Annotated in this window: 16 protein-coding genes; 5 read left to right on the forward strand and 11 right to left on the reverse strand. The window is 72.4% G+C overall.

Features of this window, described 5'->3' with window-relative positions:
* Positions 1-424: 424 nt before the first annotated feature.
* From ACWV17_RS30685 to ACWV17_RS30695, 3 genes are all read right to left on the reverse strand, one after another.
* Positions 425-1,240 carry a sulfite exporter TauE/SafE family protein gene (locus tag ACWV17_RS30685; protein ID WP_455362246.1) on the reverse strand — a complete coding sequence of 272 codons (816 nt, stop codon included), beginning with the start codon at positions 1,238-1,240 and terminating at the stop codon, positions 425-427.
* A 90-nt stretch (positions 1,241-1,330) separates the two neighbouring features.
* A complete protein-coding gene (locus ACWV17_RS30690; RefSeq protein WP_455362247.1) occupies positions 1,331-2,041 on the reverse strand; it encodes a cation transporter in 711 nt (236 codons plus the stop codon).
* Complete coding sequence (locus ACWV17_RS30695) at positions 2,041-2,376, reverse strand: ArsR/SmtB family transcription factor (RefSeq protein ID WP_455362248.1); 336 nt, start codon at positions 2,374-2,376, stop codon at positions 2,041-2,043. The genes ACWV17_RS30690 and ACWV17_RS30695 overlap by 1 nt, the downstream gene beginning before the upstream one ends.
* A 720-nt stretch (positions 2,377-3,096) precedes the next feature.
* Between ACWV17_RS30695 and ACWV17_RS30700 the strand changes: the two genes are divergently transcribed.
* A complete protein-coding gene (locus tag ACWV17_RS30700; protein ID WP_455362249.1) occupies positions 3,097-3,867 on the forward strand; it encodes an HAD family hydrolase in 771 nt (256 codons plus the stop codon).
* Here the strand turns inward: ACWV17_RS30700 and ACWV17_RS30705 are convergent.
* Complete coding sequence (locus ACWV17_RS30705) at positions 3,774-4,094, reverse strand: hypothetical protein (protein WP_455362250.1); 321 nt, start codon at positions 4,092-4,094, stop codon at positions 3,774-3,776. The genes ACWV17_RS30700 and ACWV17_RS30705 overlap by 94 nt on opposite strands.
* A 194-nt stretch (positions 4,095-4,288) precedes the next feature.
* Between ACWV17_RS30705 and ACWV17_RS30710 the strand changes: the two genes are divergently transcribed.
* Positions 4,289-4,672, forward strand: coding sequence for a cold-shock protein (locus ACWV17_RS30710; RefSeq protein WP_355825214.1), 384 nt, complete (start codon positions 4,289-4,291; stop codon positions 4,670-4,672).
* A 78-nt stretch (positions 4,673-4,750) separates the two neighbouring features.
* On the opposite strand, the gene ACWV17_RS30715 is transcribed toward ACWV17_RS30710, so the two are convergent.
* The 4 genes from ACWV17_RS30715 to ACWV17_RS30730 are packed head-to-tail and all read right to left on the reverse strand — an operon-like array spanning position 4,751 to position 8,231.
* On the reverse strand, positions 4,751-5,632 hold the full coding sequence (locus ACWV17_RS30715) for a 1,4-dihydroxy-6-naphthoate synthase (protein WP_455362251.1): 882 nt from the start codon (positions 5,630-5,632) through the stop codon (positions 4,751-4,753).
* Positions 5,625-6,302 carry a futalosine hydrolase gene (locus ACWV17_RS30720; RefSeq protein WP_455362260.1) on the reverse strand — a complete coding sequence of 226 codons (678 nt, stop codon included), beginning with the start codon at positions 6,300-6,302 and terminating at the stop codon, positions 5,625-5,627. Before ACWV17_RS30720 ends, ACWV17_RS30715 begins: the two co-directional genes overlap by 8 nt.
* A gap of 6 nt (positions 6,303-6,308) precedes the next feature.
* On the reverse strand, positions 6,309-6,821 hold the full coding sequence (locus ACWV17_RS30725; RefSeq protein WP_455362252.1) for a DUF2771 domain-containing protein: 513 nt from the start codon (positions 6,819-6,821) through the stop codon (positions 6,309-6,311).
* A 27-nt stretch (positions 6,822-6,848) separates the two neighbouring features.
* Positions 6,849-8,231 carry an MFS transporter gene (locus ACWV17_RS30730; RefSeq protein ID WP_455362253.1) on the reverse strand — a complete coding sequence of 461 codons (1,383 nt, stop codon included), beginning with the start codon at positions 8,229-8,231 and terminating at the stop codon, positions 6,849-6,851.
* 362 nt (positions 8,232-8,593) lie between these two features.
* Between ACWV17_RS30730 and ACWV17_RS30735 the strand changes: the two genes are divergently transcribed.
* Both ACWV17_RS30735 and ACWV17_RS30740 read left to right on the forward strand, forming a co-directional pair.
* Positions 8,594-9,520, forward strand: coding sequence for a DUF3027 domain-containing protein (locus tag ACWV17_RS30735; protein WP_455351089.1), 927 nt, complete (start codon positions 8,594-8,596; stop codon positions 9,518-9,520).
* A gap of 889 nt (positions 9,521-10,409) precedes the next feature.
* The gene (locus ACWV17_RS30740; protein ID WP_455362254.1) at positions 10,410-13,547 is read left to right on the forward strand and encodes a sacsin N-terminal ATP-binding-like domain-containing protein; all 3,138 of its coding nucleotides are present in this window, start codon (positions 10,410-10,412) and stop codon (positions 13,545-13,547) included.
* Between the two features lie 13 nt (positions 13,548-13,560).
* Here the strand turns inward: ACWV17_RS30740 and ACWV17_RS30745 are convergent, their stop codons facing one another.
* Together ACWV17_RS30745 and ACWV17_RS30750 are read right to left on the reverse strand one after the other, a co-directional pair.
* Positions 13,561-15,999, reverse strand: coding sequence for an HAD-IC family P-type ATPase (locus tag ACWV17_RS30745; protein WP_455362255.1), 2,439 nt, complete (start codon positions 15,997-15,999; stop codon positions 13,561-13,563).
* A gap of 220 nt (positions 16,000-16,219) precedes the next feature.
* Positions 16,220-16,489, reverse strand: a complete 270-nt coding sequence (locus ACWV17_RS30750; RefSeq protein ID WP_455362256.1) for a DUF2530 domain-containing protein — start codon at positions 16,487-16,489, stop codon at positions 16,220-16,222.
* Between the two features lie 174 nt (positions 16,490-16,663).
* On the opposite strand from ACWV17_RS30750, the gene ACWV17_RS30755 reads away from it, so the two are divergent.
* Positions 16,664-18,136, forward strand: coding sequence for an NCS2 family permease (locus tag ACWV17_RS30755; protein WP_455362257.1), 1,473 nt, complete (start codon positions 16,664-16,666; stop codon positions 18,134-18,136).
* 20 nt (positions 18,137-18,156) lie between these two features.
* Here the strand turns inward: ACWV17_RS30755 and ACWV17_RS30760 are convergent, their stop codons facing one another.
* Positions 18,157-18,339, reverse strand: a complete 183-nt coding sequence (locus ACWV17_RS30760; RefSeq protein ID WP_455351094.1) for a ribbon-helix-helix protein, CopG family — start codon at positions 18,337-18,339, stop codon at positions 18,157-18,159.
* Positions 18,340-18,342: the final 3 nt, after the last annotated feature.

Below are 18,342 nucleotides of genomic sequence, written 5' to 3' on the forward strand. Positions count from 1 at the left end.
GGGCGCTCCCTTCGGTCGCGTCGCTGCGCGATGGCCTTCGGCCACCCGTGACTGTCCGCCCCGTCCCGCTGGTGCAGATGAGTGTCGGGCGGCCCCGGGGAGCGGGGCCCCACCTGAGCCCCGGCAGTGGCCGCGCTTTCGTCGGTGACCTCAGCCCGGTGGGCAGGGCAAGACACGCACCGGGTTCGGGGGCTGCGCGGCTCGGCTAAGCGGCCGAGGGCCGCCTGTTGTGCTGGAACAACCGGTGTGAGTAGTTGAGGCACAGGAATTGCCCAGCTCCGCGCCGAGGGCCACGACATCAAGGACGAGGACGTCGCCCGGCTCTCGCCGGCCCAACCGGAGAGGAGCAGGCAGAAGGCCAGCGCACGTGACCTCGAATGACGAGGCCCCGGCATCGGGGAATATCCGAGCCGCGTCCGAAGAGTCAGTCGTGACGGGCGAGCTTGACCGCGGAAACGAGCAGGATCACGGCCAGCACGGGGATGAGCACCAGATCCGAGAACACGCCGAGCAGCAGCCCGCCCAGCACCGCACCGGCGATTGAGCCCGTGATCATGACCAGGGTGAAGCGGAGGCTGGCGCCCAGCACCGCGAAGCTGCCGTCACGGCTGTAGCGGGCGAAGGCCACCAGCATCGTCGGCAGCGATACCAGCAGCGACAAGCTCCCCGCCGTCTTGATGTCCACCGCGAACAGCAGCACGATCGTCGGGATCAGCAGCTCGCCCCCGGCTACGCCCATGATGGCCGCGACCACCCCGATGCCGAAGCCGGCCACCACACCGATTGGCACCTGCGCCCACAGTGGCAGCGCGAGCGTCCCCAGGGTGGTGCTGTGCGTGACCAGCAGGGCGGCGGCCATGAGCACCATCAGCCCCGCCAGCACCTTGTACAGGGTGGAGCTGCGCATCCGCACTGCCCAGGCGGCGCCGGCCCAGGCGCCCAGCAGGCTTCCTGCCAGCAGGTTGACCGCGATGGGCCAGTGTGCGGCTACCTCCGAGGCGGGGACCGCTGCCAGGCGGGCAGGCAGCGCCACCAGGACCACCACCAGGCTCATCGCCTTGTTCAGGATGACCGCGGAGAGCGCGGCGAACCCAAACAGACCGATCAGCAGCGGCAGGCGGAACTCCGCGCCGCCCAGACCGATCATCCCGCCCAGGACGCCAACGGCCGCTCCCGCGGCGAACACCCTGGGCATGGAGTGCGTCGAACGTACGGGAATGAGGTCCTCGTCGGTGGCCATGGCGGGCATCCTCCCTGGTCACGGGCACTGCCCGCGATGGCACAGGCTCACCTTCGGGGAAAGGCACCGGGTACTGGCTCACGTGGCCGCTCAGTTGCAGCAGTCGCAGCCGGGGCGGCAGCCGCAGGCGTCCGTCTCCTGCCGCTGGGTGGGGATCGCGGCGGCCGGATCCGCGCAGCAGCCCTTTCCCTGCCAGGCGTCGCGGCCTTCCTTGACGGCGATGGCGGCGATGACGAGGGCGGCGATCGGGTCGGCCCAGGACCAGCCGAGGGTGGCGTTGAGGACCAGGCCCACCAGGAGCACGGCGGACAGGTAGGTGCACAGCAGGGTCTGCTTGGAGTCGGCGACCGCGCTGGCAGAGCCGAGTTCGCGGCCCGCGCGGCGCTGGGCGGCGGACAGGAACGGCATCACCGCGAGCGACAGGGCGGCGATGACGATGCCGGGAACGGAGCGGTCGGCCTCGCCGGTGCCGGCCAGCGCCCGGATCGCGTCGACGGTGACGTACGCGGCAAGCGCGAAGAAGGACACCGCGATGATCCGCAGGGTCGTCTTCTCACGGGCCTCGCGCACGGCATGCTCGCGGGCGGAGAACTGCCAGGCGACCGCGGCAGCGGAGGAGACCTCGATGACCGAGTCCAGGCCGAAGCCAATGAGCGCGGTGGAGGAGGCGAGAGTGCCGGCGATGAGGGCGACGATCGCCTCGATGATGTTGTAGGTGATGGTCGCGGCGACCAGCAGCCGTATCCGGCGAGTAAGCGCGTCGCGGCGGGCCGGGGACGGGCCGAGGGATATCGCGGTCATCAGCAGCACCCTTTCTCGTCCGCCTCGATGCACGCGCGGTCGGCGGCGACTGCCACCACGGCGGAACGCAGGTCGTCCAGCGCGTGTCCGAGGCGCTGGTCGGCGAGTTCGTAGCGGGTGCGGCGGCCGTCGGGCACGGCGACGACCAGCCCACAGTCGCGTAGGCACGCCAGGTGGTTGGACAGCCGGGTACGGGAGATGCCGAGGGTATCGGCGAGGTCCGCGGGGTAGGCCGGAGCCTCGCGCAGCGCGAGCAGGATGCGGCAGCGGATCGGGTCGGCCAGCGCGCGGCCGAAGCGGGTCAGGGCGTCGAGGTCGGCGGCGAGGGTCAGCATGGACAAGACAGTACACTGATTCTTGAATTCAGGAAATCCTGAACCCGCCCTACCTTGAGGTGCTCACCGCCGAGATGACCGTCGCCCACGCTCCGGGGCGGACAGCGACGCGCTCGATCGCGTCGATCGCCAAGCTGCTGGTGTGCGGCAGGCCCGGAAGTGCCCGGACAGGGCTCTGAGCGGCCGTCAGGCCGAGGTATGACTACATCCGTCGGCATGCGGGGTCCGCATCACCCACCACCCGGTGGCCGCTGAGCCGGGGCCGGGCCCCTCCCGGAGAGACCGCGCCCCGCAACCGCCCACCGGCCTGCGGCCGGCAGCGGACCCGAGCCAACCGGCAAGCAGCCCCGGGCCCCGCCCCGGGGGCCGCCCCCCCCAACAAGCAGTAGCGGTGGAGGGACGGGAGTCCAGGGTGGCCGAAGGCCATCGCGCAGCGACGCGACCGTAGGGAGCGCCCTTGACGCCCGGCCCGCAACCGCCATCATCACCAACCGGGCGGCCCCCCACCCGAACCACCCGCCCCCGGGCGCGGATGCCACCCACCCACCGGCCTGCGGCCGCTGAGCCGGGGCCCGGCCCATCCCGGAGTGACCGCGCCCAACCCACCGGCCGGCGCAGCTCCCGCGGGGCGGCAGCGGACATCAAATCCAACTTGAGTTCAAGTCCTGGTAAGGCTTGGCTAAGGCTACGTTCCGCCGTTCCGCGCCCCGACTGGGCACAATGGCCGGCATGACATCCGGCAAGACCCTCAGCACGACGCCCAGCACGACGCCCAGCCCGACACCCGGCACGACACCTGGCACGGCACCCCTGACCGTCGGCTTCGACCTCGATATGACGCTGATCGACTCCCGCCCCGGCATCAAGGCCGCCTACCAGGCGCTTTCCGCCGAGACCGGGACGTTCATAGACGCCGACCTGGCCATCACGCGGCTGGGCCCGCCGCTCGAACAGGAGCTGGCGCACTGGTTCGAGGACGAGCACATCCAGGCGATGGGCGACCGCTACCGCGAGATGTATCCCACACACGCCATCGCCCCGACGCCCGCGATGCCCGGTGCGCGCGAGGCCGTGTCCGCGGTGCAGGCGCTCGGCGGCCGGGCGATCGTCGTCACCGCCAAGCACGAGCCGAACGCCAAGCTCCACCTGGCGCACCTCGGCATCGAGCCGGACGCGGTGATCGGCTGGCTGTGGGCGGAGGCCAAGGCGGAGGCGCTGCGCGAGCACGGCGCGACGGTCTACGTCGGCGACCACACCGGCGACGTGCGCGGGGCCCGTACGGCAGGCGCGCTGTCGGTCGCGGTCCCGACCGGCCCGTGCGACGAGACGGAACTGCGCGCCGAGGGCGCGGATGTGGTGCTGGCCGACCTGACGGTGTTTCCGGAGTGGCTGAAGGACTACACAGCCGGTCCCACGGCCGGTTCCACGGCCGGTTCCACAGCCGGTCCCACGGCCGGTTCCACGGCCGCGTCGCGGGTCGCACGCGCCTGACGGCGCTGCGCGGCGATCGAGCGGAGCACCCCGGCCCCGGCGATCAGGAAGCCGAGCCCCATCAGCATGCACACCGCGTAGGCGACGGAGGGGAACGGCTCCGTCCCCAGGAACAGTGGGGCGACAGTGACCAGAGTGGCCACCGCGCCGATGAAGAAGACGATCGCGCCGACCTGTACGAGCCGGTCGCCGGCGCCGGCGTTGTCCGTTCGGGTTTCGCTAGTCACCCGACCAGGGTAGTTCCCTGCGCGTAGGAACCACCCAGCGACGTCTTGTCACCAGCCCCTGGACCATTAGCCTTGGACGTGGCGGGTCACACGACCCGCTGTAGTGCTATCCAGAGCCGTTTTCCGTGGCCGCTTCCGGCGTGCCGCGGCTACGGCTTGTCAGTACCCCAACGAGCACAAGGACGAGGACAGACGTGCCTACCGGCAAGGTCAAGTGGTTCAACAGTGAGAAGGGCTTCGGCTTTCTCTCCCGCGACGACGGCGGCGACGTCTTCGTGCACTCGTCGGTGCTCCCTGCCGGGGTCGACTCGCTCAAGCCCGGCCAGCGTGTCGAATTCGGCGTCGTGGCAGGCCAGCGCGGCGACCAGGCCCTCTCGGTCACGGTCCTCGACCCGGCCCCCTCGGTCGCGGCCGCACAGCGCCGCAAGCCGGACGAACTGGCCTCCATCGTCCAGGACCTGACGACGCTCCTGGAGAACATCACCCCGATGCTGGAGCGCGGCCGCTACCCCGACAAGGTCCACGGAGCGAAGATCGCCGGCCTGCTGCGAGCGGTGGCGGACCAGCTGGACGTGTGACGCGGCCGGGGCCGATGAGGCAGCTGGGCCGGGGGCGGGGTGCATACCCCGCCCCCGGCCCATGTCGTTCGCCGGGCGTCAGGGGAAGTTCAGTGCGTCCGGTGGCAGGGGCGGGACCAGGCCCTCGGCTGCCGCTCGGGTGAGGAGCCCGCGGACCGCCGCATAGCCCGCGTCGCCCAGGCCGGCCGTGAACTCGTTGACGTACAGGCCGATGTGCTGGTCGGCCACCGACGGGTCCATCTCCTGGGCGTGTTCACGTACGTACGGGCGCGACGCCTCCGGGTCGTCCCAGGCCATCCGCACGGACGTGCGTGCGGCGTCGGCCAGTTGGCGCAGCGTCGCATCACCCAGCGAGCGCTTCGCGATGATCGCGCCGAGCGGGATGGGCAGGCGGGTGGTGGACTCCCAGTGCTCGCCCATGTCCGCGAGGCAGTGCAGTCCGTACTGCTGGTAGGTGAAGCGCGCCTCGTGGATGACCAGTCCGGCGTCGACCCTGCCGTCCCGTACGGCGGGCATGATCTCGTTGAAGGGCAGCACTACGACCTTGCCGACGTCGCCCGGGAGCGTGTCGGCCGCCCAGAGGCGGAAGAGGAGGTAGGCGGTCGAGCGCTCACTCGGTACCGCGACCGTCTTGCCGGTGAGGTCGAGGCCGGGTTGGCGGGTCAGGACGAGCGGGCCGCAGCCGCGGCCGAGCGCGCCGCCGCAGGGGAGCAGGGCGTACTCGTCCAGCACCCAGGGGAGTACCGCGTACGAGACCTTGAGGACGTCGAACTCACCGCGCTCCGCCATGCCGTTGGTGATGTCGATGTCGGCGAAGGTGACGTCGAGCGCGGGCGCGCCCGGGATGCGGCCGTGGGCCCAGGCGTCGAAGACGAAGGTGTCGTTCGGGCAGGGCGAGTACGCGATCCTCAGCGCGTCCTTGAGCGCCTTCTCCGGAGCAGCCCTCTGTGCGTCATCCATGGTCTCCCCAGCCATTCAGTACGGGCACGAGCTTCCCGAACCCCTCCGTGAGGGCGGCGAGCGCGTCGCCGATCCGCCAGGCGGCGCGGTCGCGCGGGCCGACGGTGTTCGAGATGGCGCGGATTTCGAGTACGGGGACGGAGTGCACCGCGGCGGCCTCGGCGACGCCGAAGCCCTCCATCGCCTCGGCCCCGGCGCGCGGGTGGCGGGCGGCGAGTTCGGCGGCGCGGGCGGCGGTGCCGGTCACCGTAGAGACGGTGAGTACGGGAGCGATCAGAGCGCCCAGGGCCCGGGCCACGTGGGCGGTGAGGCCGGGCGGCGGGAGGTGGACCGAGCGCCCGAAGCCGAGTTCCTCGACGGCGAGGTAGCCGTCGGGCGTCTCGGCGCCCAGGTCGGCGGCGACGATCGCGTCCGCGACGACGAGTGAGCCGGGGGGCGCGGCGGGCTGGAAGCCGCCGCCGATCCCGGCGGAGACGACCAGGTCGTACGGGGTGGTGGCGAGGGCGGTGGCGGCCCCGGCCGCGGCGGCGGCGGGCCCCGCACCGACGGCGACGACGTCGAAGACGACGGGCGACGCGGTCGGGTGGTTCAGGCCCGCCGTCGGGTGGTTCAGGCCGGTGGTGACGGCTTCAGCCTCCGCCGGTACCGCGGTCACCACCAGCACACGCACCATGCGTCAGCTGTCGTCGCGCTGGAGCTTGAAGTTCCAGACGGCTTCGGCCTTGCCCTTGCTCGGACCCTTTTCCGAGAACTGGATGATGCTGATCTTCCGGCTCTTCGCGGGCTCGCCCTGGCCGCCCGTGCCGAAGAAGTCGACACCCGGGAAGCTGCGGTACGTCTTGTTCGACTGGTCGGTGATCGGCTGGCCGTCCAGCGCGGCGATCCACTTCTTGCCGTCCTCGACGACCTCGGGCTCGACGCCGATACGCAGGGTCGTGCCCGGGGAGTACTGGATGGTCTTCGACGTCTTCAGGCCCTCGAGGCACTCCTGGAGCTTCTCGTTCGAGAGCCCCTTGCCGTTGTCGGCCCGGCAGGCGGCCTCGGCGGTCACGGTGCTCGTGCCGACCGTAAGGGTCGCCAGCGGCGTCGGCTTGGCGCCGCAGGCGGACAGGACGAGGAGTCCGGCGGACACGGCGCCGAGGGCGGCGGCGGTGCGGCGGCCCTTACCCGAGAAAAGCGGAGCGGTCATGTGCGGAAGGCTATCGCTCGGTCCCGCTCACGCCACGCGGGGGTGCGGCGTGCCGCGCCGGGCTCCCGCCAGCAGGCCCCGTGCGGCGGTCGCCGCGCCCAGGCCGATCAGCCCCGCCGCGACCGACATGCCCACGACTCCGTTGAGCGGCAGCGCCATGCCGATGGCTCCGCCCCCTACCCACGACATCTGGAGCAGCGTCTCGGAGCGGGCGAAGGTGGAGGTCCGTACCTCCTCCGGTACGTCCCGCTGGATCAGCGCGTCCAGCGACAGTTTCGCCAGCGCCTGGGAGAAGCCCGCGGCCGCGCCGAGCACCGCGACCAGGACCGGGCTGAACAGCGCGGCGGCGGTGACGGCTGCGGTCAGAGTGAGGGTCAGCACCGTGGTGATGATCACTTCGGGGGCTCGGGCCTTGAGCCAGGCACCGACCGCCGTACCGCAGGCGTTCCCGACGCCGGCCGACACTCCGACGATGCCCAGCGAGACGGCGGCGGACTGGCCGGCGAGCGGATGCTCGCGCAGCAGGAACGCCAGGAAGAAGATCAGGAAGCCGGAGAGGGCGCGGAACGCGGCGTTCGCGCGCAGCGCGCACGCCACGGACGGGCCGACCGTCCGCAGGCCCGGCTTGCGGCCGTGGGGATGGCGCTCGGGGTGCGTGATGAGCGAGGCCTTCCGCTCGCCCTTCGCCGAGTCGACCTTGTGCGGGAGGGTGAAGGCCAGGAACGTGCCGGCGGCGAACAGGACGAAGGCCCCGTAGAGCGGCCACTGCGGGCCGATGGCCTGCAGCCCCGCGCCGGCCGGGGCGGCGATGCCGGTCGCCACCAGGCCGGCCAGGGTCACTCTGGAGTTCGCCTTGACCAGCGAGAACTTGGGCGGGAGGAGACGCGGGACGACGGCGCTGCGGACGACTCCGTACGACTTGGAGGCGACCAGCACGCCCAGCGCGGCCGGGTAGAGCTCCAGCCCGCCGGTCGCGATCGCGCCGGACATGGTGAGCGCGAGGAGCGCGCGCGCCGCCATCGCGCCCGCCATCGCGGCGCGGCGGCCGTGCGGGAGGCGGTCGAAGAGCGGGCCGATGACGGGCGCGAGGAGGGTGAAGGGGGCCATCGTGATGGCGAGATAGAGCGCGACGCGGCCGCGTGCCTCGTCCGTCGGTACGGAGAAGAAGACCGTCGAGGCGAGCGCGACGGTGATCATCATGTCGCCCGCGCCGTTCACGGCGTGCAGTTCGATCAGCTTGCCGAGGCCCGATTCGCCGGCCCCGTGGGCGTGCGTGGCCCGGCGGATGCCCCTGGCCGTGCCGGTGAAGGGCAGGTGGAGGGCGCGGCCGACCGCCCGCCCGGCTCTGCTGACCGGGCCGGCTCCGTCGTCGGACGACCTTGCCGCTGCCACCCCGTCATAGTGCCCCAACCGACCCGGGGCGAGGGTGTGTACGGCGCGCCGGAACCCCTTCCGAACCCCTTCCGAACCCCTTCCGAACCCCTTCGGAACGCCTTCCGTCCCGAGAATCGGACGTGCAGGTGGGCCACGGGCGGCGGAGAGGGTAGCGTGCGTAGCGCGCCACCGGCGGTTGCTCTTGGCCGCGCGCCTCTTCGCGATCCCGCAGAATGGATGGCAGTAGGTGCGCCCGAGGCCGATCGGGTGCGGACGTCGACGCGGCCCTCTGGTCCGCTCCGCCCGCGCCACGTACGGACATGGACCGACCGGGCTGTACGGACCGGGCTGTATGGACCGGCGCACTCGTGAGACGGCGTAGGAGAGAAGCGAGACCTGTGAGTGCAGCGACGACGCGAAGCCGTACCCCTGACCGCCTGTGCGCCGAGGCGGTCGACCTCGCCCGTGCGGCGGCGGAGGAAGCCGCCGCGCCCGGGGTGGTGGGCGAACATGTCTCCGCTGTCGCGGAGGGTGACCGGGTTGTCACCCACTTCTTCGAGTGCAAGGAACTGGGCTACCGCGGGTGGCGCTGGGCGGTGACGGTCGCGCGGGCCTCCCGCGCGAAGATCGTCACCCTCGACGAAACGGTGTTGCTGCCCGGACCCGACGCGCTCCTTGCCCCCGAGTGGGTGCCGTGGAGCGAGCGGCTGCGTCCCGGTGACATGGGGCCGGGTGACCTGCTGCCCACCGAGGCGGAGGATCTGCGCCTGGAGCCTGGCTACTCCGGCGAGGACGAGCCGCCGCCGAACGCGGCGGTGTCGGACGAGATGTTCGAGCTGGTGGAGGCGGAGGACGCCGAGGTCACGGCGGGCCCGCCGTCCTCGCTGCCGGTCGCCCCGGAGCGGGGCTCGATCGCCGCGGTCGCCGCGGAACTCGGCATGCGCCGGGCGCGGGTGCTGTCGCGGTACGGGCTGCACACGGCGGCCGACCGCTGGGACGAGTCCTTCGGCGCGAAGACGCCGATGGCGCAGGCGGCTCCGGCGTCGTGCGTGTCGTGCGGGTTCCTGGTGCCGCTGGGCGGGTCGCTCGGGCAGGCGTTCGGTATCTGCGGGAACGAGTTCGGTCCGGCGGACGGGCATGTCGTGTCGCTGGCGTACGGCTGCGGTGGGCACTCGGAGGCGGCGGTCATGCCGAAGCCGTTGCGGCCGGCGCCGCCGGTGCTGGATTCGATGCGGGTGGACGAGTTCGCGCTCCGCCCGGTCCGGGACGGCGGATCGGTCCCGGAGGAACCGGAAACGGCGGACGGGGAACTGGGCCACTCGTAGCGCGTGGCCCTGGCGGGCCGTTGGGCCGGGCCGGGGTACGTCGCCCGTGGCGGCCGTTGGGCCGGGTCGGGGTACGTCGGGCGTGGCGCCGTTGGTGCGGCCCGGGGTACGTCGGCCGTTGCGCTTGCCCGGGGGACGCCCAGCCCGGGGCCCGTTGCGCGTGCCCAGGGGTACGTCGGCCCCGGGGCCGGGGTTCGGCTGCCGGGCCAGGGGTGAGGGCCGGGCGCCGGGGCCTCCGGGCGGGGCGTCCGGGACTGCATGATTTACGGCGCGTTCAGCGGTGTCGCATTGGGCGCCCAGAACCCCGCGCCACAAATCACGCTTCCACGTCCCGAACACCCCACCCTCCAACCCCGCCACCCTCCCGTCGGCGCCGGCCGCTCGGGCCGCCGCGAAGCGGTGTGGTGGGGCTTGCCTCGTCCGATCGCGCCTCGCTTGTCCGCGGGCTGCCGCGGAGCGGGCGCGCTCCGTGTTGTTCGCGCGCGGAGCGGCGCGTTGGGCTGGGGGCTTGGCCCCGTGCGTTCCGTCCGGCCGCGCCCCGTTTGCCTCCGGGGCGGGCGAGGTGGGCTTGCGCCCGCCGGCCAGCCTGGCCGTCCGGCCCAGGCCAGGGTGCTCCGGCTGGATGCGCTGCACGTGGGGTGCCCCTTCAGCTTGCGGCGGGCCGGTGCTTCTGTGCCGGACAGCGGGCGCGCTCCCTGTTTTCGCGCGCGGAGCGGCGCGTTGGGGGTGTTTCGTGTTGCGGAGCCGGCGCGGTGGGGCCGGGGGCTTGGCCCCGGGTTCGGGGAGGGGCGGTAGGGGAATTCTCCGCGGCTTGGACGTTCGGCTGCGGTGTGTCGGGTAGGCGTTCGCGCGGTACCTTCAGCCCACCAGACAATTGGAGGCACCAGGCGTGAGCGTAAAGGCGACGGCGACCGACGGGGCCGATCCGTTCGGGACGGCGCGGCTGCGGCGCGGGGTGCTCGACGCGTGGGGGGCCAGCCCCGCACGCTTCCGCGAGGACGCCAACGCCGAGGAGGACCTCGCGCTCGGCGGCTACCGCGACCGGCTGGTCGTCGAGCTGGCGCAGAACGCCGCTGACGCTGCCGCCCGGGCCCGCGTCCCGGGGCGGCTCCGGCTGACCCTGCATCCCGGGGCCGCCGGCGAGCCCACCGTGCTGGCCGCCGCCAACACCGGCGCGCCGCTCGACGCGACCGGCGTCGAGTCGCTGAGCACCCTGCGCGCGTCCGCCAAGCGCGACGCGCAGGACGTGAGCGTCGGACGGTTCGGCGTCGGGTTCGCCGCCGTACTGGCCGTCAGCGACGAGCCCGCCGTCGTGGGACGGCACGGCGGCGTCCGGTGGTCGCTCGCCGAGGCGCGCGGGCTGGCCGCGCAGGCCTCCCTGGGCAGCCCCGGCCTCGGGGACGAGCTGCGGCGCCGCGACGGGCACGTGCCGCTGCTGCGCCTGCCGCTGCCCGCCGAGGGCACCGCACCGGACGGGTACGACACCGTCGTCATCCTCCCGCTGCGCGACGGCAGCGCCGAGGACCTGGTCGGGCGGCTGCTCGGCGGTATCGACGACGCGCTGCTGCTGACCCTGCCGGGCCTCGAAGAGGTGGTGGTGGAGACCCCCGACGGCGCCCGCGTGCTCCGCCGCCGGGAGGAGGGGCCGTACGTCCATGTGGAGGACAGCGCCGGGGTGACGAACCGCTGGCGCACGGTGACGCGCGGCGGCCCTATCGACCCGGCGCTTCTCGTGGGGCGGCCCGTCGAGGAGCGGCTGCGCCCGCAGTGGGCGGTCACCTGGGCCGTGCCCGTGGACCTGGACGGGGCGCCCGAGTATCCGCGTACCGCCGCTGTGGTGCACGCTCCGACGCCCACCGACGAGCCGCTGGGTGTGCCCGCGCTGCTCATCGCCTCGCTGCCGCTCGACACCGCCCGCCGGCACCCCGCGCCCGGCCCGCTGACCGACTTCCTGGTGGAGCGGGCGGCCGACGCGTACGCAGAGCTGCTGGGGGACTGGGATCCGGTCTCGACCGGGACCATCGACCTCGTGCCCGGGCCGCTCGGCAAGGGCGAGCTGGACGGCGCCCTGCGCGGCGCGATCCTGAAGCGGCTGACCCGGGTGGCCTTCCTCGCGCCCGCCGCGCCGTCGGAGGAGCTGACCGCGCTGCGGCCGTTCGAGGCCGAGGTGGTGGAGGGCGCCGGCGCCGACACGGTGCGGGTGCTGGCCGAGGTACTGCCGACGCTGCTGCCCGCCGGGCTGGAGCGCCGCACCGAGCTGCGCGCGCTCGGCGTGGGCCGGCTGCCGCTCGGCGACGCGATCGACCGGCTGGCGGGCGTGGAGCGCGCGCCGCAGTGGTGGCACCGGCTGTACGAGACGCTGGCCGGCGTCGACCCGGACCGGCTGGCCGGCCTGCCGGTGCCGCTGGCTGGGGGCACCTCCCGGACGAAGTCTGGGGGAGGGCGTACCGCGAACGGCCCGCGCCAGGTGCTGCTGCCGCTGCCGGACGCGGCGGACAGCGAACAGCTGGCCCGGCTCGGGCTGAAGGTCGCCCACCCCGACGCCGCTCACCCGCTGCTGGAGAAGCTGGGTGCGCTGCCCGCGACAGCCCGCGCCGTACTGACCACCCCCCAGGTGCGTGCGGCGGTCGCCGCGTCGCTCGACGACGGCGGGATGTGGGAGGACGACACGCTCGACGCCGAGGAGCTGGCCGAGGTCGTGCTCGGGCTGGTCCGGGAGGCGGGTCTGGAGCCCGGCGACGAGCCGTGGCTCGGCGCGCTCGCGCTGCCGGACGAGGACGGCGAACCCGCCCCGGCCGGTGAACTGGTGCTGCCCGGCAGCCCGTTCGCCAAGATCATGCGAGAAGGAGAACTCGCGCTGTGTGATGCCGAGTTGGGCCGGCGGTGGGGTGCTCAACCGCTGACCGCCTGTGGCGTGCTGGGCAACTTCGCCCTCGTCCGCGCCACCGATGTCGTACTGGACCCGGACGAAATCGAACCGCGCGACGGCGACTTCGCCGAGCCCGACGACGCCGGGCTGCTCGACGCCGTCGACGTGTGGTGCGAGGACGTGCTCGACCAGCTGCCGGAGACCCCGGTGCCGCCCGTCGCGACGGAGATCGTCGCGGTACGGGACCTGGATCTGGTGGACGACGACGCCTGGCCGCAGGCACTCGCCCTGCTCGCCCAGCCGCCGCTGCGCGACGCGCTGACCCAGCCGGTGCGGGTGCTGCTGCCGGACGGGACCACCGAGACGGTGCGGTCCTACACGGCCTGGTGGCTGCGCGACCACCCGGTGCTCGACGGCCGCCGGCCGGCCGGGCTGCGCGCGGCGGGCGGCGATCCGCTGCTCGCAGGCCTGTACGACGAGGCGGACGCGACCGGCTTTGAGGACGAGCAGGTGCTGCGCGCCCTGGGCGTACGGACCTCCGTGGCCGCCCTTCTCGACGAGCCCGGTGGCGCCGCCGAACTGCTGGGCCGGCTCGCCGACGGCTCCCGGCACGTCACCGCGCGCCAGCTGCACGCCCTCTACGGGGCTCTGGCCTATCTCGACCCGGACCAGGTCACGCTGCCCGACGAGCTGCGGGCCGTGGTGGACGGCGAGGTGCGGGTGGTCGACGCGGCGGACGCGGTGATCGCCGACGCGCCGGACCTGCTGCCGCTCACCGCGGGCGTACCGCTGCTGCCGGTGTCCCCGTCCCGGGCCGCCGACCTGGCCGAACTGCTCCAGGTCAGGCGCCTGGGCGAGACCGTGCCGGCCGAGGTGACGACGGAGGGCGAGGAGCACCGGGTGCCCGACGCGGTCCGTGTCCTGCTCGGCCCCGGGACCCCCACCTCGTACTACGAGCACGAGGAACTCGTCGCCGGCGGCGTGGAACTGGACTGGCGCCGCACCCCGGACGGCGTCCTGCACGCGGCGACGCTGGAGGGCGTGGCGGCGGGTCTGGCCTGGGCGGCGGGCCAGTGGCCGCGCCGCTTCGAGGTGGCGGCCCTGCTGGAGGACGCGTCGCGTACGGAGGAGCTGGCCCGGGACCGCTGGTTCGACTGACGCGTCCAGGGCCTCAGGCGGGGAAGCGGCGGTCCACCACGCGCCAGGCCAGTTCCAGGACCGCCGCCGCGGTGGCGGCGATGGCCACCGCCGCCCAGGGCATGGTCGTGCCCACCAGCTTCAGGGCGAAGAAGTGCTGAAGCCAGGGCACGATCAGGACGATCAGGAAGCACCCGCCCATCGTCGCGACCAGGCCGACGCGCCACCACGTGTACGGGCGGGCGATGATCGCCAGGACCCAGATGGAGACCAGGAACAGCGTGAGGGTGGCTGCGCTGGTCTCGGCGTCGAGCGCGCCCGGGCCGCTGTAGTGGCTGCGGGCCAGCAGATACGTGCCGAAGGTGGCCGTGGCGGCGATGACGCCGGCCGGGATGGCGTACCGCATGACCCGGCGTACGAAGTGCGGTCTGGCGCGCTCCTTGTTGGGGGCGAGCGCGAGGAAGAATGCCGGCACCCCGATGGTGAGGGTGGACAGCAGGGTCAGATGGCGGGGCAGGAAGGGGTACTCGACCTGCCAGCACACCACCAGGATGGCCAGCAGCACCGAGTAGACCGTCTTGGTCAGGAAGAGGGTGGCGACCCGGGTGATGTTGCCGATCACCCGGCGGCCCTCCGCGACGACCGACGGCAGGGTCGCGAAGCTGTTGTTGAGCAGGACGATCTGGGCGACGGCCTTGGTCGCCTCCGACCCGGAGCCCATCGAGACGCCGATGTCGGCGTCCTTGAGCGCGAGGACGTCGTTGACGCCGTCGCCGGTCATCGCGACCGTGTGACCGCGTGACTGGAGCGCGCCGACCATGTCCCGCTTCTGCTGCGGGGTGACCCGGCCGAAGACGGCGTTGTCGTCGAGGGCCGCGGCCATCTCGGCCCGTTCGGCGGGCAGGCGGCGGGCGTCGACGGTGTTCGCGGCGCCGGAGAGGCCAAGCTTTCCGGCGACCGCGCTCACCGAGACCGCGTTGTCGCCGGAGATGACTTTGGCGTGGACGCGTTGCTCGTCGAAGTAGCGCAGTGTGTCGGCCGCGTCGGGCCGCAGCCGCTGTTCGAGGACGACCAGGGCGGTGGCCCGCGCCCCGGTCACGACCTGCGGATCGTCGAGTTCGCGGACGGTGCGGGCGAGGAGCAGGACCCGCAGGCCCTGTGCGTTGAGGTGGTCGATCTCGGCGAGGGCCGGGTCGTCCGCCGACAGCAGGACGTCCGGGGCGCCGAGCAGCCAGGTGGAGTTCTCGCCGTTGCCCTCGCTGAAGCTGGCGCCGCTGTACTTGCGCGCGGAGGAGAAGGGCAGGGACTCGGTGCAGCGCCAGGTCTCGCTGTCCGGGTAGGCGTTGATGATCGCCTGGAGGCTGGCGTTGGGGCGTGGGTCGGACTCGCCGAGGGCGCCCAGTACCTGACGTACGTACGGCTCGTCGGGGCTCTGTCCTCCGGTGTCCCGGCCGCCCGCGGCCGCGGTGCCGAGCAGCCGCAGCTCGGTGACGTCCATGCCGCCCTCGGTGAGCGTGCCGGTCTTGTCCAGGCACACCACGTCCACCCGGGCCAGGCCCTCGATCGCGGGCAGCTCCTGCACCAGGCACTGCTTGCGGCCCAGCCGGATCACGCCGATGGCGAAGGCGACCGAGGTGAGGAGGACCAGGCCCTCGGGGATCATCGGGACGATGCCGCCGACGGTCCGCGCGACGGACCCCTTGAAGTCGGTCTCCTTGACGACCAGCTGGCTGATGATCAGGCCGATGGCGGTCGGGACCATCATCCAGGTCACGTACTTGAGGATGGTGCTGATACCGCTGCGCAGCTCGGAGTGGACCAGCGTGAAGCGGGAGGCCTCTTCGGCCAGCTGGGCGGCGTACGCCTCGCGGCCGACCTTGGTGGCGGTGAAGCCGCCGCCCCCGGCGACGACGAAACTGCCGGACATGACCTGGTCGCCGCGCCGTTTCAGCACGGGGTCGGCCTCGCCGGTGAGGAGGGACTCGTCGATCTCCAGGCCGTCGGCCTCGGCGACCTCGCCGTCCACGACGACCTTGTCACCGGGCCCGAGTTCGACCAGGTCGCCGAGGACGATCTCGGAGGTGGAGACCTCGCAGGCCACGCCGTCGCGGCGGACGGTGGGTCTGGCCTCTCCGATGAGGGCGAGACTGTCCAGCGTCTTCTTAGCGCGCAGCTCCTGGATGATGCCGATGCCGGTGTTGGCGATGATGACGAAGCCGAAGAGGCTGTCCTGGATCGGCGCGACGATCAGCATGATCACCCAGAGGACGCCGATGATCGCGTTGAAGCGGGTGAAGACGTTGCCGCGGACGATGTCGGCGGTGGAGCGCGAGGAGCGGACGGGGACGTCGTTGACCTCGCCGCGGGCGACCCGTTCGGCCACCTCCGCGGTGGTGAGCCCGGTCGGCCGGTGCCGCACCGGCAGCCGCATGGGATGTACCGGGTCGAGTTCGGATCCGGCGTCGATGGTCATGCCTTCGACGGTACGGCGGCGGGGGCGGCTTCACCCGCCGAAGGCGCGGAGACGAGCTAGGGGGTGTCCGGTCGATCAGGCCGGATCAGCGAGCGGCGTCTGGTGCGTGCAGCTGCAAGGCGGCCGGATTCGGCCATAGCGGAGCTATGGGTGGATTTGGCCAACGCGGCAGATGTGCGTGCCAGACGACGGGAGCCCGGCATGATCGGCCGGCCACCCCCTAGGGGGCGTTGTGGGTGGGCGGGTTCGCCTTGGCGCGCTTGAGTGCCTTGTCGCGCCTGCGGACGTACCAGATGCCGATCAGCCCGAGGCCGCCGCCGGCGGCGCAGGTCCACACCCACCAGAGCAGGTCGCGGTCCTCGAACCAGCCGTAGAAGGGGAGCTGGACGACGAAGAGAACGAACCAGAGGATCGTTCCTCCGGTGATGGTGCTGACGACCGGCCCCTCCAGGGGCTCCGGCGCCTCGTGCTTCGGGGTCCACTTCGCCATGCGGACAGTCTAGGTGCCGGGCCGAGGGGCTTCGTGGTCCCCGGGATCCGGTGGTCAAGCGCGGTCTACGCGCGGAGATAACACTTTCTCCTTTTATCTGTTCATACTGAAACGGTTTGCGTCCGACCGGTTTTGTTCGTACGAACACCCCAAGAACCACCGACGAGGTTTCGCATGTCCCCCACGGCCACCGCTCCTGTGGACGCCAAACAGCCACAGCCACAGCCACAGCCGCAGCGGCCCGACGGTCCCGGCGGCCTCGACCGCTTCTTCAAGATCTCCGAGCGCGGTTCCACCGTCGCCCGTGAGGTCCGCGGCGGTTTCGCCACCTTCTTCGCGATGGCCTACATCATCGTGCTGAACCCGATCATCCTCGGCAGCGCGAAGGACATGTACGGGCATCAGCTCGACGGCGGCCAGCTGGTCACCGCCACCGTGCTCACGGCCGCCTTCTCCACCCTCCTGATGGGCGTCATCGGCAACGTGCCCATCGCCCTGGCGGCGGGCCTCGGCGTCAACACGGTCGTCGCCCTCCAGCTCGCACCCCGGATGAGCTGGCCGGACGCGATGGGCATGGTCGTGCTCGCCGGCTTCGTGGTGATGCTGCTGGTTGCCACCGGCCTGCGGGAGCGCGTGATGAACGCCGTACCGCTCGGCCTGCGCAAGGGCATCGCGATCGGTATCGGCCTCTTCATCATGCTGATCGGCCTGGTGGACTCCGGCTTCGTCTCCCGCATCCCGGACGCCGCCCACACCACCGTGCCGCTTCAGCTCGGCGCCGCCGGGCACCTGGGCGGCTGGCCGGTGCTGGTCTTCGTCCTCGGCACGCTGCTCACCCTGGCGCTGATCATCCGCAAGGTGCCGGGCGCGATCCTGATCTCCATCGTCGTGATGACGGTCGTCGCGGTCGTCATCCAGCTCGTGGCCGGTCTGCCGGGCCAGGCCTGGGGCCTGACCGTGCCGGAGTGGCCGGGCAACCCGGTTGCCGCCCCCGACTTCGGCCTGGTCGGCGAGGTCAGCCTGTTCGGCGGCTTCGCGAAGGTCGGCTACCTGACCGGCGCGCTGTTCGTCTTCACCGTGCTGCTGTCCTGCTTCTTCGACGCGATGGGCACGATCCTCGGCGTCGGCGACGAGGCCAAGCTGATGGACAAGAAGGGCGACTTCCCGGGCATCAACAAGGTCCTGATCGTGGACGGCATCGCGGTGGCGGCCGGCGGCGCGACCTCCTCCTCCGCCAACACCTGCTTCGTGGAGTCCACGGCAGGCGTCGGCGAGGGCGCCCGTACGGGCCTCGCGAGCGTCGTGACCGGCGGTCTCTTCGCGGCGGCGCTGTTCCTCACGCCGCTCGCGACGATGGTCCCGTCCCAGGCGGCGACCCCCGCCCTGCTGGCGGTCGGCTTCCTGATCCTGGCCGGTTCCGTCCGGGACATCGACTGGAGCGACTTCACGATCGCCGTGCCGGCCTTCCTGGCGATGGTGATGATGCCGTTCACGTACTCGATCACCAACGGCATCGGCATCGGCTTCATCAGCTTCTGCGTGCTGAGGCTGGCGGCGGGGCGCGGGCGCGAGGTGCCGGCGGCGATGTACGCGGTGTCGGCGGTGTTCGTCTTCTTCTACGCGATGCCGGCGCTCGGCCTCACGTAAGCCCCTGGTGTGCCGCGTACCTACGTACGCCCGTAGAACTTCTCCGTCGCGTCGACCGCCGTCTTGAAGCGCTCGTCGAAGTCGTCGCGAATGAGCGTCCGGACCACGTAGTCCTGGACGCTCATTCCGCGTTTGGCCGCATGCTGCCGGAGCCGGTCCAGCAGGTCACCGTCTATCCGCAGGCTGAGCACGTCTGTCCCCATGCC

It is taken from the genome of Streptomyces mabaensis, from assembly GCF_053763515.1.